The following is a 16,066-nucleotide window of genomic DNA, read 5'->3' on the forward strand; positions in this document are numbered from 1 at the left end:
TCATTTCACTATTGTGCATTCAAAACATACCCTTTATGCTCCATACTTACAGAAAAATTTCCCTATGTGCTCCTTCAAGATTATTTTGACTATTTACAGTTGCTTAACAATCCGTTAAACTCGAAACATTCTAAATGTTGAGAGGAGGATTTTATTTGAAATTGTCAACGTACTTTCATCCATTAGTTTGGATTATCTTAGGCGGAACAATATTTACACGTATTGCAAGCTTTATGGCAATGCCTTTTTTAGCTATTTATCTACATAATGAAATTCAAGCCTCCCCTTTACAAATTGGGTTGACGATTGGAATTGCGCCACTTATTTCCACTATTGGTGGATTTTTTGGTGGTTATCTAACAGATCGCTTTGGTCGAAAAAGTGTTATTTTACTAACGATTATTGTTTGGAGCCTTGTATTTTTCGGCTTTGCAACTGTTCATACCGTATGGCTCTTTGTCCTATTCAATGCCTTGAATGGTCTTTGTCGTTCATTTTTTGAACCTTCCACACAGGCATTAATGATTGATTTTACACCTGCTGATAAACGAAAAAGACTATTTTCGTTACGTTATACAGCCATTAATATTGCAGCGGTCATCGGCCCTATTATCGGTGTGTACATCTCACAGCTATCAAGTCCAAGTATCCCCTTTATGCTGACAGGTATTATGTATATCATTTATGCTGTATTTTTATTTTTCGTGTTAAACCGTTATCAAATGCAACAACCTAAAGCTGTCACTCAAACAAAAATACTAAGTACATTCACAATTTTATTAACAAATCGTGTACTACTTAGCTTTATTTTAGGTGCCATCCTAATCAATATAGGATACTCTCAATTTGATTCTACATTACCACAAATCATTGAATTAAAAATCGAGGAAGGTGCGAAACTTTATTCGCTATTAATCTCTCTCAATGCAGCGGTTGTCTTATTATTACAATTACCAATAAGCATTGTATCAGAGCGGTTTTCATCGTCCGCAACATTATTGGTAGGTATACTGTTCTTTGCAATTGGTCTATTTTTATTCGGATTCTCCAATAATTATACGCTCTATATCATCGCCATGATTATTTTTACAATAGGTGAGATTTTTGCCTTCCCAACAATGAATGTTATGATTGATGAAATTGCACCAGATACACAAAAAGCAACTTATTTGGGCGCTGCGCAATTTAAAAATTTAGGCGGCTTTATTGGACCCATAATAGGTGGTTGGTTATTGACTCATTATATGAATGCTATGTTTGCTGTCATCGCCATTCTTGTATTATGTAGTTGTTTCTTTTATAGATCCAAAACGACAACGCATTAAAAAACGCTCCATTGCTATCATTGGCTAATGATAGAATGGAGCGTTTTTTTAAATACTATAGTCTTCGTCAGCAGCGACCTCAGCATAACTAGAATATTGATCTTTACCTGCATTTTTAGATTGATATAGTGCCTTATCCGCCCGTTCAAATAAGCTCATTTCTGTCTCTTCAACATGATGATAAATGGCGCCACCCATGCTGACAGATAATACGGACCATTTTTCACTAGCATATCCCTCATATTTTACGGTTCTGATTTGAGTCAAAATGGCCTCTGCAATTTGTTGCATCTGTTGTTCTGTCGTATCGTACAAGACAATAGCAAATTCATCTCCACCGAATCTCACGACAAAGCCATTGTTTTTCACTACATGCTTTAAAATCATGGCTGTTTCAATCAGGATACGATCCCCTTCCACATGCCCAAATTGATCATTTACTTGCTTAAAATTATCCAAGTCGATTAACAACAAACCAGGCACATTCATTTTTCGTTTTTTTAATAAATTGTCAAACTTCCGAATATAGGTAGCACGATTATAGACACCCGTTAACGGATCGAATGTGGCAAGATAGATTGTTTTAGATAAAATTTTATTGATGACTAATAGCATAATAAATGCTGTTAGCAAGGCAATGGATAGTAAAATCCAAAATTGTTTTGTATTTTTTTGGAGCGCTTCTATTTTAGTAGAATTGACAAATTTCACATAAACAAGCCTTTTTGAAGACTCCCCTCTCACTGTCTCTGCTTCATAAGGCAAAAAAAGATGCGTTTCTATATAACCATGATGTAATGCTTTTTGAAATTCAACTGGCTCCATTTTTTTCTTCGCTAGCTCAAAATATTGCTGAAATTGTTTGGATTGATCTCGCACGGTGATCTTCTTCAATCTAGAATCATCAAAAAAAACTCCACCGGCGTTAATGATTTGCACTTCTACTAAATCCTCGTATTTAGCAATTAAGGATTCTGCGGTTTTCTCAAAATTAAAGGTTTGAAAGACTGGATCATTCAGTAAGTCTATGCCTAACTCAAGCAGATATTTCTTATCATGCGTTGCCAAATAGCCGAACTTTCGGTATTCTCCTGTCGTTGTCGAAATATCTATTCCATCTGTATAAAACTCACCACTAGCACGCCGCTCATCCAATAATGCCGAAAAACGCTGACAGCAGCTCGAAAAATCCAAACCAATATCTTTCTCAAATGTCGTGTAAATCACCTTGTTGGATTGATCTACTATGTAAATATCCATACCATGCTTCTGTTTCTTCTGTTGCAAATCCCAAGTTTCAATAGCAGGATTTTTGCGATAATCGTTTTGTAATTTTCTAAGTTCCTGTTCCATATTATCTGACATATTTTTATCAAAATAAAAATGAGCATTATCGATCGTTTGCATATCTGTCAGAATATGATTTTCAATTAATACTTTATTCATGGCCACTTGCTTCTCGATATCTGCCACTAGTATTTGTCTGTTGACATATGAAATGACAGCAACGAGTATGACTGCAAAAGCTATTAAAGATAGTAATAATTTTATACGCAGGTTCTTCATATATTTGTCCTCTACCTATTTTCACCATCATATTTTAAAAACTTTAGATAATGATAAGCTACATGAGTACATCACAGTAACTCATTCATATTATACCGTTACTGTCATCATACTGTATATAAAAAATCCCCGATGCTATAGTAGCACCGAGGATTGTGTTAATGATTGTTTTGTAAGCTGGCTAGCTCTTCTGCAGTTAGTTCACGATATTCACCTAATGCCAGCTTATCATCTAGGTGAAGATTCCCCATAGACAACCGCTTTAAATACGTTACACGTTTACCCACAGCCTCAAACATTCGTTTCACCTGATGAAATTTGCCTTCCTGAATTGTCAGCTCTATTTCTGATTGCTGTGCAGATTGTAGAATCACAAGCTTTCCAGGCTTTGTAACGTAGCCATCATCTAATTCCACGCCATGCGCAAATTTCTCGACATCTTCTTCCGTCACAACGCCCTCAATCTGTGCAAAATAAACCTTTGGCACATGTTTTTTCGGAGACAATAAATTATGGGCCAGCAAACCGTCATTGGTTAATAACAGTAACCCTTCTGTATCTTTGTCCAGCCGTCCAACTGGGAAAGGTTGAAAATGCTGATGCAATGGCTCTAATAATTCAATCACCGTTTCGTCTCTTAAATCTTCTGTTGCAGAAATAACATCAGGTGGCTTATTCATCATAAAATAGACAAACTCTGTATAAACAACGCGCTCTCCAAACACTGATACAATCTGCTGTTCTGGGTCTACATGTAGCGCTGCGTCTTTAACATAAGCACCATCCACTGTGACAGCCTTTTGCTTTAATAGCTGCTTCACTTCTTTACGGGAACCATACCCCATATTCGCTAGTAATTTATCTAAACGCATAGTACCACTCCTATTTCATTCCCAGTTTGCTCATAATGCGCGTTAATCGTTCACCCAATAACTTTTGTGCCAAACCTAAGCGCAGTGATAAAAAGCCGTAAACAGCCACACCAACACCCGCACAAATAATAGAGAATAGTAATGCTGAGAATTTACTATCTACTGGGCCCATAAGCAATTCCAATAATTTATGCACAACGAGCACGCTAATTGCCATTGCCATTGTCAATAAAGCAATCAACATAACACGACGAACAACCATTTCTGATCGATAATTCAATGTTTTTCGTAGCACAAGGATATTGATAAGAATCGATACACTATAGCCAATTGCAGTTGCCACAATGGCACCATCTGCCTCCAGCCAACGAATGAATGGAATATTTAACGCTAGCTTAACGAATATCCCTGATAATAAGCTGAAGACAATCCACTTTTGAAAATCAATCCCTTGTAACAACGCTGCTGTTACTTGGAATAATGCAAATAAAATCGCAACTGGTGCATAATGCGCTAATATAGTAGCACCCATTTCACTTTCTGAATAAAGCATGAAGTAGATTTCATTAGCTAAAAGAGAAATACCTACTACAGCTGGCAATGTAATAAAAATTAAAATTTGATAGGTTTTATCCATCGCATGGCGTAGCGATAAATACTCACCCTGTGTGTAATATTTTGTAATCGTCGGTACTAATGCCATTGAAAAGCCTGTCGCTAGCATGACCGGAATGATGACAACCTTATGTGTCATAAAGTTTATCATCGATAAATAAGTATCTGTCACTTCTGCTAAACCAATGGAAGTCATCGCCCCATTAAATGTAAGCATGTCAACTAATTGGAATAACGGGTTGGCTACTCCAACAAACACCATTGGTATGGAATAGGTAATCACTTCTTTATAAATATTGGACATCGGTAGCTGTGTAGACGTCACACTTTGGCTACGTAATAAGTTGAATTCAGGCTGATATTTTTTCCAGTAGTAATAAAGAACACCTAATCCACCGATTGCCCCAATAAAGGCAGCAAACACAGCAAACGAAATCGCTGTCTCTGGCTTCCCTTTGAACACCACAACGACTAAGAAAGAACCACCAAGTAACACAACAATTCGCACAATTTGTTCTACCAATTGAGAAACTGCCGTAGGCTCCATTTTGTCATAGCCTTGGAAGAAGCCGCGCCATAGACTCATAAATGGTACGACGATTAAGGCAAAGCTGACCCAGCGAATCACCGAAGCAATTTGTTCAACCGTAAAGACTTGTTCCTCACTTTTAATAACTAGCCCTGCTATCGGCGTTGCAAGCAGGAAGAGTGCGATAAATGCCCCGAAGCCTGTTACCATCATAATGAGTATGCCCGATTTCATCAGCTTGCGACCTGATTGATAGTCTCCCATTGCATTATACTTGGAGACAAATTTAGAGACGGCTATTGGCGCACCTGAAATAGCTATTGCCAACATAATAGAATAGGGAATATATGCATACTGATAAAGCGCAATGTTCTTTTCGCCAACAATTGCATAAAACGGAAAAATATAAATTAATCCGAGTACCTTCGATAAAAACATCCCCAGTGTTAATATCGCAGTACCTTTCATTAAATTGGACATCATACCCATCCATTCATTGTAAAATCAATATTAATATCGTAACACTTCAAGGATACTTATAAAACATTTTCGTTTCTGTTACTTCAAAGAAACCAACATGCAAGCGCTATCACCTTGTGAATAGCATAAGTAAACCAACTGTAATCTTAACATATTTATAGGAAATGAGACGCATAAATACACCAAAAAGTTCATTCAAAAATACCTGATGAAAAAAGACCTTAAAATAATCGGTGAGGAATGGAACATCCCCACCGATTAACCGTATTTCTTATACCATGTCCACAAAGAACTTTTTATACCACACTAGGAATACATAAACCGTCCAAATATATCGACCGCGATTTGCTTTCCCTTCATAGTGCTCATCTAGATAGCCCACTAATTGTTTTGTATCAAAGAATTCATTCGCAAAGTCCGTTGTAAACATTTCTTTGACCATGCTGTAATACTTTTCTTCACGTAACCAGTGACGAATTGGCACTGGGAAACCAAGTTTTGGCCGTTTCGCCCATTCCTCTGGTAATTCTTGATGTGCCGCTTGACGTAAAACATATTTTGTATCAATGTCATTGACACGATATCTAGATGGAATATTTTTCGCTAATTCCATAACTTCTTTATCTAAAAATGGTACACGTAATTCAATTGAATGAGCCATACTCATTTTATCTGCTTTTAATAAAATGTCACCAGGCATCCAAAGGTTTAGATCCAGGTATTGCATTTTTGTCACATCGTCATCACCAGGCACTTCATCATAAATACGTTTTGTAATCGATTTTACAGATGGCGCATTTTTATAAGCTGGTTTTAAAACATTAATGGCATCTACTTCATCCCACACGACTGCTTCTCCAATAAAACGCTCTTCTACCGTTTGAGCACCTTTAATAAGGAAGTTCGTATATTGATTTTTCGGTAGGGCTTCTGCCATTCCTCGTAATGTTTTACGAAGACCTAATGGTAGTTTTTCGTATTTTTGCATTTTCCCTGAGTTTTGATACCAAGCATAGCCACCAAAAATTTCATCTGCGCCTTCACCTGATAGCACAACTGTTACATCTTTTGATGCAAGCTCTGAAAGGAAGTAAAGTGGCACTGAAGATGGATTGGACTGTGGCTCATCCATATGCCATTGAATTTTAGGAAGAGCTTCAAAGCACTCATCCGCTGTAATATATCTACGTTCATTTTGAATATTCAACGTATCTGATAAATCTTTTGCAAGATTTGTCTCATTGAACATATCTTCATAGTCAGCAAATCCTACTGAGAAGGATTTATCTGGGCGTAATAAAGAAGTAATATAACTAGAGTCAATACCACCAGATAAGAATGAACCAACTTTTACATCACTAATTTTATGAGCTTCTACAGACTCTTTAACCGTTGACTGAATTTCTTCGATATATTTTTCAATCGGTGCGTCTTTTGCATGGAATTTTTTATCCCAATATTGCACAATTTGCTTTTGTCCATTTTGAATCAGCATATAGTGTGCAGGTGGTAATTTAAAGACACCTTTAAAGAAGGTTTCATCCATTGAAGAATATTGGAATGTTAAGTATGGGCGTATCGCCTGTTTATTTAATTCTTTAATAAATGAAGGATGTGGTAAAAACGATTTTATTTCAGAACCGAAAATAAATGTACCATCTGTTGTATACTCAGAATAGTACAATGGTTTAATACCAAAACCATCACGTGCAATAAATTGTAAATCATTCTTTTTATCCCAAATACAGAAGGCAAACATCCCACGTAGTTTTTTCACAAAATCTACGCCATATTCTACATAGCCATAAATAATGACTTCACTATCTGACTGTGTTTTAAACGTATGACCTTTTTCAATAAGATCTGCACGTAACTCTTGGAAGTTGAAAATTTCCCCATTAAATACAAGCACAATATTGCCGTCTTCACTATATAATGGTTGATTTGCTACTTCTGATAAGTCAATAATACTTAATCGACGGAAACCTAACGTTACTTTATCGTCACTATGAATACCGCCGCTATCTGGTCCGCGGTGAATAATTGTATTCATCATATTTTCTATTGTTTGATGATGATCAATCACATTTGTTCCATTAATATAACCAATAAATCCGCACATTCTATTTTTCACCTCATAATTTAGTGCATAACCTTTACCATAATAGCATGAAAAGACGTTCATTTCATGCTGACAATGCTAATAAAGGAAAACTTTCATCGAAACAATTGTATAACAAAGATTCATGTGTTTCATTCTACTATAAACACTCTTCATCACGAAAGATGAGATAAGGAATTATAAAACACTTTTCTATTATTTTCAATGTCCAAGAAAACCCCTCTCTATATAGACTTCATGTATAATAGGAAAGATTCCTAATTTGAACAGAAAGTGAGTTTCTAACTATGTATGATGTAATCGTGATCGGTGGTGGCCCATCTGGTTTAATGGCGGCGATTGCTGCCGGAGAGCGTAAAAAGAAAGTGTTATTGTTAGAAAAAGGCGCAAAACTTGGCAAGAAATTAGCCATCTCTGGCGGTGGACGTTGTAATGTTACTAATCGTTTACCTGTCGAAGAAATAGTTAAGCATATACCTGGCAATGGTCGTTTTCTTTATAGTCCATTTACAGTTTATAATAACGAAGATATTATCGCATTTTTTGAAGGGCTTGGTGTCGCCCTAAAAGAAGAGGATCACGGCAGAATGTTCCCTGTATCCAATCGGGCACAAGATGTAGTTGATACACTAATTCGTCAGCTTCAACGACTACATATTGAAGTTCGTTTACACACAGCCGTCAGTAAGCTTCTGATGGACGAAAATAAAATTTTGGGTGTACGTCTTGCGGATGGCTCCGAAGTCCGTAGTCAAGCAGTCATTGTAGCTGTTGGTGGCAAGGCGGTCCCACAAACCGGTTCAACAGGTGATGGCTATCCTTGGGCAGAGCGTGCTGGTCATACAATCACGACGCTCTTCCCAACAGAGGTGCCTGTTCTATCAAAAGAGGACTTTATCCAAGCGCGTGAGCTTCAAGGGCTAGCATTGCGTGATGTCGCTGTCTCTGTGCTCAACAAAAAAGGCAAGACACTTGTCACACATCAAATGGATATGCTCTTTACCCATTTTGGCTTGAGTGGTCCCGCTGTTTTACGCTGTAGTCAGTTCGTTGTGAAAGAATTAATGAAAACAGGCTATGAACCAGTGACAATACGTATTCAGACACTGCCTCATTATAATGAAGAAACATGTCTGCAATATTTAAATAAACTAATCAAGGAAGATCCAAAAAAGGCTGTGAAAAATGTCTGGAAAGGCATTGCACCAGAACGGTGGCTCTTATTCTTATGTGAGCGAGCAAATATCGATGTCCAATCAACAGGTGCTGAGTTATCCCAAGAGAAAATTCGTCAATTAGCACATTTACTAGTCAATTTCACATTAAAAGTGAGCGGCACACAGTCACTTGACAAAGCGTTTGTTACGGGCGGTGGTGTCTCTGTAAAAGAAATCGAGCCAAAAACAATGGCATCAAAGAAAAAAGAAGGTTTATTCTTCTGTGGAGAAATTCTTGATATTCATGGCTATACAGGAGGCTATAATATTACCTCTGCGCTCGTAACGGGACGTATTGCAGGAATGCATGCTGCATTATAATAGAAGAGAAAGACCTTTTGGCAAGGCAAGGGGTTGATTTCCGTTCAAGGGGCGTCCGATAAGCCGCCTCCACCATGTTTCTTTATCTTTCATATAGCTGTTGCAATCGAATAGCCCTTTATTTGTATAATGAGAGAAAGAACAGGCTCTTATTTTCAATGTGGAGAAGTGTTTAGTTACAACACGCTTTCATAAATGCTTAGTGAACACCTTCACTTTATTTAAAAACCTTTGCTAAAAAGTTAAATATTTGTGGGTTGAGGTGGCAGGCTACTTGACTCCCATGGGATAGCGAGACAGTTGAAACCCTACACCGAGCGGTAGCGGAGGAAGCAGCTCGGTGCTCGCCTACAGGAAAGCAAATAGCCAGCAACGGAAATCCATTTTCATCTTTCACAAAAATGCTATTGATTGCTTTGTTTTTCAACACTATGAAAAAGCGTGTCCAAGAAAAACGGACACGCTCTTTTTAGCTTTCACTAGACATATAAACTTCTTCAAACGGCTGGATAATGACAAAGCCTTCACCTGAAAATGCCATCTGAATGGATTCGCCACTGCCACGACCGATAAATGTACGGAAGCTGATATCTGTTTTAAACTCAGGTGTTAAATTTCCTGACCATGCAACAGTAGCATGTGGATCAGTATAAACTGTTTCACCTGGTTTCACTAATAATGTCAATGGTTCAAAATGTGTTGTAATGGCCACTTTCCCTGTTCCTTGTAGTGTCACATTGAATAGACCGCCTGACATGATGCCAGCCATTTTACGCATTAAGCGTATATCCCACTCAATACTAGGCTCAAAGGCAAGTAAATCATTTCCGTTTACACAAATACTGTCATTTTTCAAATCAAAGACCGTTACTTTCTTTCCTTGGTCTGCTAAATAAAGTCTTCCCTTTCCGCTTGCTTTCATCAATTGCGTGCCTTCACCTGTTAAAGCCTTCTTAAACATCTTACCAAGACCATGCTCCAGCACACGCTCACGTTCAAATTTAATATCACCCGTATAGGAAATCATTGCACCCATTTTTGACCATACTTCACCGTTTAGATTCACTTCTAATACTCGTTCAGTTTCCAATTCAAAATAATCATTTTCATTGTCATCTTGCTGTGTTTTATGAACAAATTCATCTAAAGAAAATTTTCCCAAGATTCATCCCTCCTAATTACCTTATATACGTTTACATTTGAGAAAAGATTCAAATTTTAGCGGATTGTCCCTGATTGTGCATTTCGTTACAGAATCTCTCTTTTAATAACAAAATCACTTCATTTCCAGTCATGTTATTGACATCAAATATATACTGTTATACATTAAACTAAGAAACGATAATTGTTATATAACAACCGCTACAAAAAATAACTATATAAGTGCCATGTGCGAAATGACACTTATATAGTTCCTGTCTCAATTGAAAGTTCACTTTATTGAGTAGCGGAGACATCTCCAACATTTTGTGCTGCTTTTAAAGCAGTTTGTTTACGTACATCTGCACGTAGTGTTAACGAAATAATTAATGAAGCTGCGATTAACCCAGCAAATACATAGAACACAGGAATATAGCTTCCGTAAGCATTTTTAATTGTACTTACTAACAACGGTCCGAAAATACCACCTAATGACCAAGTTGTTAATAAATAGCCATGAATAACGCCAAGTTGCTTTGTACCAAATAGATCACTAGCAAATGCAGGTAAATTCGAGAATCCACCACCGTAGCAACTAACAACTAAGAAAATAAGTGCTTGGAAAATAATTACGTTTGTTGTATGTGGTAGGACAATAAATGTAATTAATTGTGCTGTAAAGAAAATAACAAAAACGTTTGAACGACCAATATAATCAGACACAGCGGCCCAAATTAAACGACCACCACCATTAAATAGCCCCATTATTCCTACCATTGCAGCAGCACCAGCAACTGATAGACCAACAATCTCCTGTGCCATCGGAGAGGCAACAGATATCATCATAATCCCCGCAGTTACATTGACTAAATGCATGGACCATAGCATCCAGAAATGCTTTGTTTTGACAGCCTCACGCGCTGACATCACTGCTAAATCTTTCTTTACTACTTCTTTGCCTTTATCGGCAGCTGCCTTCATATTCGCTGGCATATAACCAGGCTTAGGTGGCGCTATATATGAAGCCCCTAAAATCATTAACGTGAAATAACTTGCCCCTAAAATAAAATACGTTGTAGAAATGCCAACTGCCTCCATTAAGTTGGCTGCGACTGGCGCTGTAATTAATGCACCAGATCCAAATCCAAGTACGGCCATACCTGTTGCTAGACCACGGCGATCTGGGAACCATTTTACAAGTGTTGATACAGGGGCTATATAACCAATCCCCATACCTAACCCACTAAGAACACCATATGTTAACCAGTACATGACAACAGAATCCATTGAAATCGCTACACCCGCACCAGCTTGTCCTGCTCCAAATAAGACAGCTGCTACCATCGCCGATTTACGTGGCCCCATTTTTTCTACTAAGCTACCAAATAATGCGGCAGAGAAACCTGCAAGCCCCATCATAATGGTAAAGGCAACCGTTACCTTTGTTTCACTCCATCCCATTTCTGTGACAATCGGTAGCTTATATACACTGTATGCATAGGCTCCACCGATTGAAAGGTGAATAGCGATTGCAGATAATGCAATTAACCATCTATTTTTATTCATAAATTCTCATTTCTCCCCTCTTTTGCTACCTGTGAAAATTCTATGAACGTCCATGTAAAACAATTTACCACTTAGAATTATTCAAATGCAAGATGTTTTTCTAAAAAATATTATTTCTCCAAAAAGGATTTTGTTTTTTTATCAATGATTTTTATCACATAAACCTTACAGTCTCTAAGTATAAATTCGTTTTTCCTACAAAAAACATGACAGCTTTTAGCTAATATTACTTTTCTACTCTATTATACTAGGTATCATTAATTATATTAATATAATTATTTTTGTGCATAACTTCACATTCTGATGTTGTATACGTCTTATTTTACCAACAATATTTTTATGCTCATTTCTCTAAAAAGGAAGCAGATCAAATTAATGAATAATAGAAATTTTTAGAACAAAAGAGAATTTCACCATATAAATGTACGAAATTTTAATTTTTAGAAGTAGCAATAAAAATTAAAAATCAATTCTGTTTTTACTTAAACTTTCAAAAAAATAATTTATTGACAATACAGAGTATGCATATTTTATAAATAGCTTTCAATCGCTCCCTATTTTTATTATTCAAATATACATTTTTATTTCAGGAAATTGAATATTAATGGCAACTAAACAAAATCAATTGCTTCTTATAGAATACAAATAATCTGGAACAAGACGATTTTCGAAGTCATATTGTTTTTGTAAAAAAATAAAACAAGCGCTACAAAAAAACAGCATGTTAGAAGCTACCTCTAACATACTGTACAGAAAAATACATTTTTTAATTTGTTTTTCCTTTCATAAAAAGCATAACTTTTATTTCTTTATAATAAATACATAGCAAAATCCCTAGTAAAATCAGTAAGGAGCCATAAATTTGGACACTGGTAGGAAATTGCTTTAAAAAAATCGCACTCAACAGCATGGCAATAGCTGGCTCAAAATTCAATAACAGCGAAGCATTCGTCGAGCCTATTTCCTTCATTTTTTGATTCCACATTAAATTACTAACCCCATGAATAACGATTGCTGATAAAACTAGCAAAATCCAATAGGGGTATGTTACTTGCCAATTTGTTTGCGGCAATATAGTAAAAGAAAATGGTATAAGCATCAGTAAGCCAATTAGATTTGTATAAAAGGTGATGGACTGAGCTGACATTTTTAGACTAAGATGATTCACAATAATAAGAAATAAGGAAAAGCTTAGCATTGTAATTAAACTTAGCACCTCTCCCTTACCAATAGAAATGGTGATGAGGGCTCCTTTTGTAATGATGAGACCCACTCCTACAAATGAAATGATCGCACCTAGCCAAAATATGCCGTTCCGTGATTCATGATAAATCAATTTATTCAATAATGATGTGACAATCGGTGCACAGGCTAATATTAAAGCCGCAGTGATAGGAGAAGTATGCTGAAGGCTGGCATAAAAACTATAGTGATTAATGGAAACGCCCAGTATTCCTGCAATGACCAACAATAGTAAATTCTTGCGCGTAAATATTGTTCGGGTAATAGCTTTCCAACTAATACATCCCAAAAATAAAACAATGATAATTAGCCTAAAAATGGCGACTGTTATAGGAGCCCAGTGTTCAATTAAAATCGAGCCAATAATGAAGTTACTGGCCCAAAAAAATACACAGCTAAATAAAATCATATAGATAGTGAATTGCTTCATATTAATCGTACCTGCATGTAAAGAGACTTCTACATAAGTTCTGGGTCAACTATTAAAAATCTACTTCCCTTTCCTTTATTAATCTTTTCTATTAAAACATAAGTATAGCAAACTAGAAATCTTCTAGTTTGCTATCATATCTAAATAAGGGGGATTTAGATTTATACTTAGTTGATAAACTTACCATTTGACATAACCACTCGGTTAGATAGTTTACGTGCAATGACCTCAGCACTTGATACTGCGTCAAAGAATACAAAGCTTGCTTCGTCTTTCACATTCGGCCAAACCTTTTGACCATTTGCATCTAATGGTGTTACACCATTTGTAATATATTTTAATGTTTGTCGAATAGAGCGTTCATCTAGCTTACGAGAAATATCAGCAAAAGTAGTCGCTTTTTCTAAAATATCTCCAGAGCCATTAGGACTCCAAGAATCATAAAAGCCATCGCACCCAAAGTGGACATCTACTCCGTGCTCTGTTAGTAAATCAATTGGTGGAATTAAACGTCTTAAATCGAATGGCACAGTAGACATAATTTTCACTTGCTGTTGTGCGAGACGATCAGCGATTTTATGCTGTTCCATAACGGATACATCCCCAAGTGAAAATGCATGACTAATCGCCGTTCTACCTTGATATTGTGCATCCTCAACGATATCTATCCATTTATCGATTGTATAATACCCAACATGACCACCATCATGGAGGTGAATATCAACATCTACATTAAACTCCTGTGCGATATCCATCACTTCATAAAGAGAAGGCTCAATTGAATTATCAATCCCTGCTGGATCTAAGCCGCCAATCATCGTTGCCCCATTGCGTAAGGCTTCACGCAATAATTTAGGGATATCATCTCTTAGTAAGCCATGCTGTGGGAAGGCAATGACTTCTGACGTCACGACATCTTTATATTCATCCAATGCCGCTAGTACACCTTCTAAATTTTTCAAGCCAATGTAAGGATCAATATTAACATGGGTACGAATATGGTTGGCGCCATTCTTAACGATTTTCTCAATCATTGCAGCTGCACGTTGTTTACCTGTTGTAGCAAGAACGGATAACTCTTGTGCTTCACGATCAAGTCGTTCCTTTAAATTTTTTACGGGTACACAAGCCTTCCATGGTAAAGTTAAGTATGTTTTATCTAAATGATTATGCATTTCCTTAAAGGCAGGTAATAGCAGCTTCCCGTTCATATTTGTTACTTCATTTGGAGAATCGATTACCTGCGTTGCTGGTACAATTTGAGAAATATAGCCATCTGTAATTTCAAGGTTAAAAAGCTCCACTTTCGTACCAACTGTATCATTTTCTTTTACATATTCTCCTGTTTCAAGTAGAACATTTGTAAGCCAGTGCTTCATCTGAATTCTCCTTTCAACTCTCCTACTTCCTGTTGGTGAATAATTTTGCCCTGTGAAATAACAGTAGAAATTGGGCATCTTCTTGCTATAACATGAGCAGTGCTAACGCCATCTACTAACAGCATATTGGCTTTATCACCAGCTTGTGGCCAAACACGTTCTCCCACGTCGTTCAAAGGTGTGATACCACCAGAAGCGTATCTCCAAGCACGACTTAATGAATATTCGTCGATAAAACGGAATCTCTGTGCCATCACATTTAATTTCATAATCGTATTGCCCGTACCGTATGGTGACCAATGGTCTGTTAAACTATCATGTCCTACAGAAACCTTTACACCATTGTTATAAAGATAAGGCATTGGTATTGTTGAACGATTCAGGTCTGTTGGTACAGTTGTTGTGACATCCATTTGTACAGCAGCCATCGCCTGTACTAAATCTTCTAATCGTGACTGTTCTAAATCCGCAAGTGCCATCGCATGGCTAATTGTCACTTGTCCTTCTTTTTTCGCCTGTTTCGTTAACTCGATTAGCTTATAAAATTCAAATTCACCAAGTGTGTTAGCTGTATGAATATGAATATCTATTCCTGCATTATAGTCTTGGGCAATACCCATCGTTGTGTGCAGTGATTTCTCAATATTGCGATCTACAATGGATGGGTCAACGCCCCCAACGAGCGTTGCACCCATTGCCATTGCTTCACGGATCAATTCTTCCACATTGGAGCGTAATAAGCCATGTTGTGGAAAAGCCACAATCTCATAGGTGATTTGATCTTGGTATTTTTCTAATACTTGCTTTGTGATGTCAATGTGTTTTGTCCCAATTTGTGGGTCCACATTACAATGTGAACGAATATGTGTATGTCCTTGGGAAATAAGCCACTTCACCATTTCCTCTGCTCGATAAGCAGCCGTTGGTAATTGCTTTGGTAATAGCGTTCTTTCTTCTTCAATACGCGTTAATATCCCTTTAGTAATGGGTCTTGGTGCTTGCCATTCCCCACCAAAATACGTTTTATCGATATGGATATGCATTTCTCGGAAAGAAGGGACTAATAGTTGCTTTTGAGCATCCACTACTTCTACGTCTCCATCGGCCACTATATTGTTATCCACTTGTTGAACATGCCCATCTACGATTAGGACATCATAAATACCTGTACGAGTTGCAACAATATGTTCATTTTCGTGCTCATATGCTTCTTCTAATCTTACATTTTTCAGCAATAGTTTACTCATAGTTTCCTCCCAATT

At 37.0% G+C, this 16,066-nt stretch carries 11 protein-coding genes; 2 read left to right on the forward strand and 9 right to left on the reverse strand.

The features are described 5' to 3' along the window. Positions 1–155: 155 nt before the first annotated feature. On the forward strand, positions 156–1,325 hold the full coding sequence (locus NV349_RS17275) for an MDR family MFS transporter (RefSeq protein WP_080717032.1): 1,170 nt from the start codon (positions 156–158) through the stop codon (positions 1,323–1,325). Positions 1,326–1,373: 48 nt separating this feature from the next. Here the strand turns inward: NV349_RS17275 and NV349_RS17280 are convergent, their stop codons facing one another. The 4 genes from NV349_RS17280 to asnB form a co-directional block, all read right to left on the reverse strand. Continuing rightward, positions 1,374–2,891: a GGDEF domain-containing protein gene (locus NV349_RS17280; protein WP_036118791.1), complete on the reverse strand. Its 1,518-nt coding sequence runs from the start codon at positions 2,889–2,891 to the stop codon at positions 1,374–1,376. 158 nt (positions 2,892–3,049) lie between these two features. Next, positions 3,050–3,763: a pseudouridine synthase gene (locus tag NV349_RS17285; RefSeq protein WP_036118789.1), complete on the reverse strand. Its 714-nt coding sequence runs from the start codon at positions 3,761–3,763 to the stop codon at positions 3,050–3,052. A gap of 10 nt (positions 3,764–3,773) precedes the next feature. Continuing rightward, positions 3,774–5,387 (reverse strand): putative polysaccharide biosynthesis protein, encoded by a 1,614-nt coding sequence (locus tag NV349_RS17290; RefSeq protein ID WP_080717031.1) that lies wholly within the window; start codon positions 5,385–5,387, stop codon positions 3,774–3,776. 271 nt (positions 5,388–5,658) lie between these two features. Further along, positions 5,659–7,509, reverse strand: coding sequence for an asparagine synthase (glutamine-hydrolyzing) (gene asnB / locus NV349_RS17295; protein WP_271910733.1), 1,851 nt, complete (start codon positions 7,507–7,509; stop codon positions 5,659–5,661). Between the two features lie 287 nt (positions 7,510–7,796). Here asnB and NV349_RS17300 point away from each other — a divergent pair, with 287 nt between their 5' ends. Further along, the gene (locus NV349_RS17300) at positions 7,797–9,047 is read left to right on the forward strand and encodes a BaiN/RdsA family NAD(P)/FAD-dependent oxidoreductase (RefSeq protein ID WP_036118785.1); all 1,251 of its coding nucleotides are present in this window, start codon (positions 7,797–7,799) and stop codon (positions 9,045–9,047) included. A 469-nt stretch (positions 9,048–9,516) separates the two neighbouring features. Here the strand turns inward: NV349_RS17300 and NV349_RS17305 are convergent, their stop codons facing one another. From NV349_RS17305 to NV349_RS17325, 5 genes are all read right to left on the reverse strand, one after another. Next, entirely contained in the window at positions 9,517–10,209 is a 693-nt protein-coding gene (locus NV349_RS17305) for an AIM24 family protein (protein ID WP_036118779.1), read from the reverse strand. A 275-nt stretch (positions 10,210–10,484) separates the two neighbouring features. Continuing rightward, the gene (locus NV349_RS17310; RefSeq protein ID WP_036118777.1) at positions 10,485–11,753 is read right to left on the reverse strand and encodes an L-lactate MFS transporter; all 1,269 of its coding nucleotides are present in this window, start codon (positions 11,751–11,753) and stop codon (positions 10,485–10,487) included. 766 nt (positions 11,754–12,519) lie between these two features. Next, entirely contained in the window at positions 12,520–13,425 is a 906-nt protein-coding gene (locus NV349_RS17315; RefSeq protein ID WP_058845057.1) for a DMT family transporter, read from the reverse strand. Between the two features lie 167 nt (positions 13,426–13,592). Beyond that, positions 13,593–14,804, reverse strand: coding sequence for an amidohydrolase (locus NV349_RS17320; protein WP_271910735.1), 1,212 nt, complete (start codon positions 14,802–14,804; stop codon positions 13,593–13,595). After that, complete coding sequence (locus NV349_RS17325; RefSeq protein WP_058845056.1) at positions 14,801–16,051, reverse strand: amidohydrolase family protein; 1,251 nt, start codon at positions 16,049–16,051, stop codon at positions 14,801–14,803. The genes NV349_RS17320 and NV349_RS17325 overlap by 4 nt, the downstream gene beginning before the upstream one ends. Positions 16,052–16,066 lie beyond the last annotated feature (15 nt).

The sequence above is a fragment of the Lysinibacillus sp. OF-1 genome, from assembly GCF_028356935.1.
Classification (GTDB): domain Bacteria; phylum Bacillota; class Bacilli; order Bacillales_A; family Planococcaceae; genus Lysinibacillus; species Lysinibacillus fusiformis_D.

Excerpts from the sequence above, each read along its gene's own strand:
- NV349_RS17280 (WP_036118791.1), bottom strand. The coding sequence starts at position 2,891 with ATGAAGAACCTGCGTATAAAATTATTACTATCTTTAATAGCTTTTGCA.
- NV349_RS17285 (WP_036118789.1), bottom strand. The coding sequence starts at position 3,763 with ATGCGTTTAGATAAATTACTAGCGAATATGGGGTATGGTTCCCGTAAA.
- NV349_RS17290 (WP_080717031.1), bottom strand. The coding sequence starts at position 5,387 with ATGTCCAATTTAATGAAAGGTACTGCGATATTAACACTGGGGATGTTT.
- asnB (WP_271910733.1), bottom strand. The coding sequence starts at position 7,509 with ATGTGCGGATTTATTGGTTATATTAATGGAACAAATGTGATTGATCAT.
- NV349_RS17300 (WP_036118785.1), top strand. The coding sequence starts at position 7,797 with ATGTATGATGTAATCGTGATCGGTGGTGGCCCATCTGGTTTAATGGCG.
- NV349_RS17310 (WP_036118777.1), bottom strand. The coding sequence starts at position 11,753 with ATGAATAAAAATAGATGGTTAATTGCATTATCTGCAATCGCTATTCAC.
- NV349_RS17315 (WP_058845057.1), bottom strand. The coding sequence starts at position 13,425 with ATGAAGCAATTCACTATCTATATGATTTTATTTAGCTGTGTATTTTTT.
- NV349_RS17320 (WP_271910735.1), bottom strand. The coding sequence starts at position 14,804 with ATGAAGCACTGGCTTACAAATGTTCTACTTGAAACAGGAGAATATGTA.
- NV349_RS17325 (WP_058845056.1), bottom strand. The coding sequence starts at position 16,051 with ATGAGTAAACTATTGCTGAAAAATGTAAGATTAGAAGAAGCATATGAG.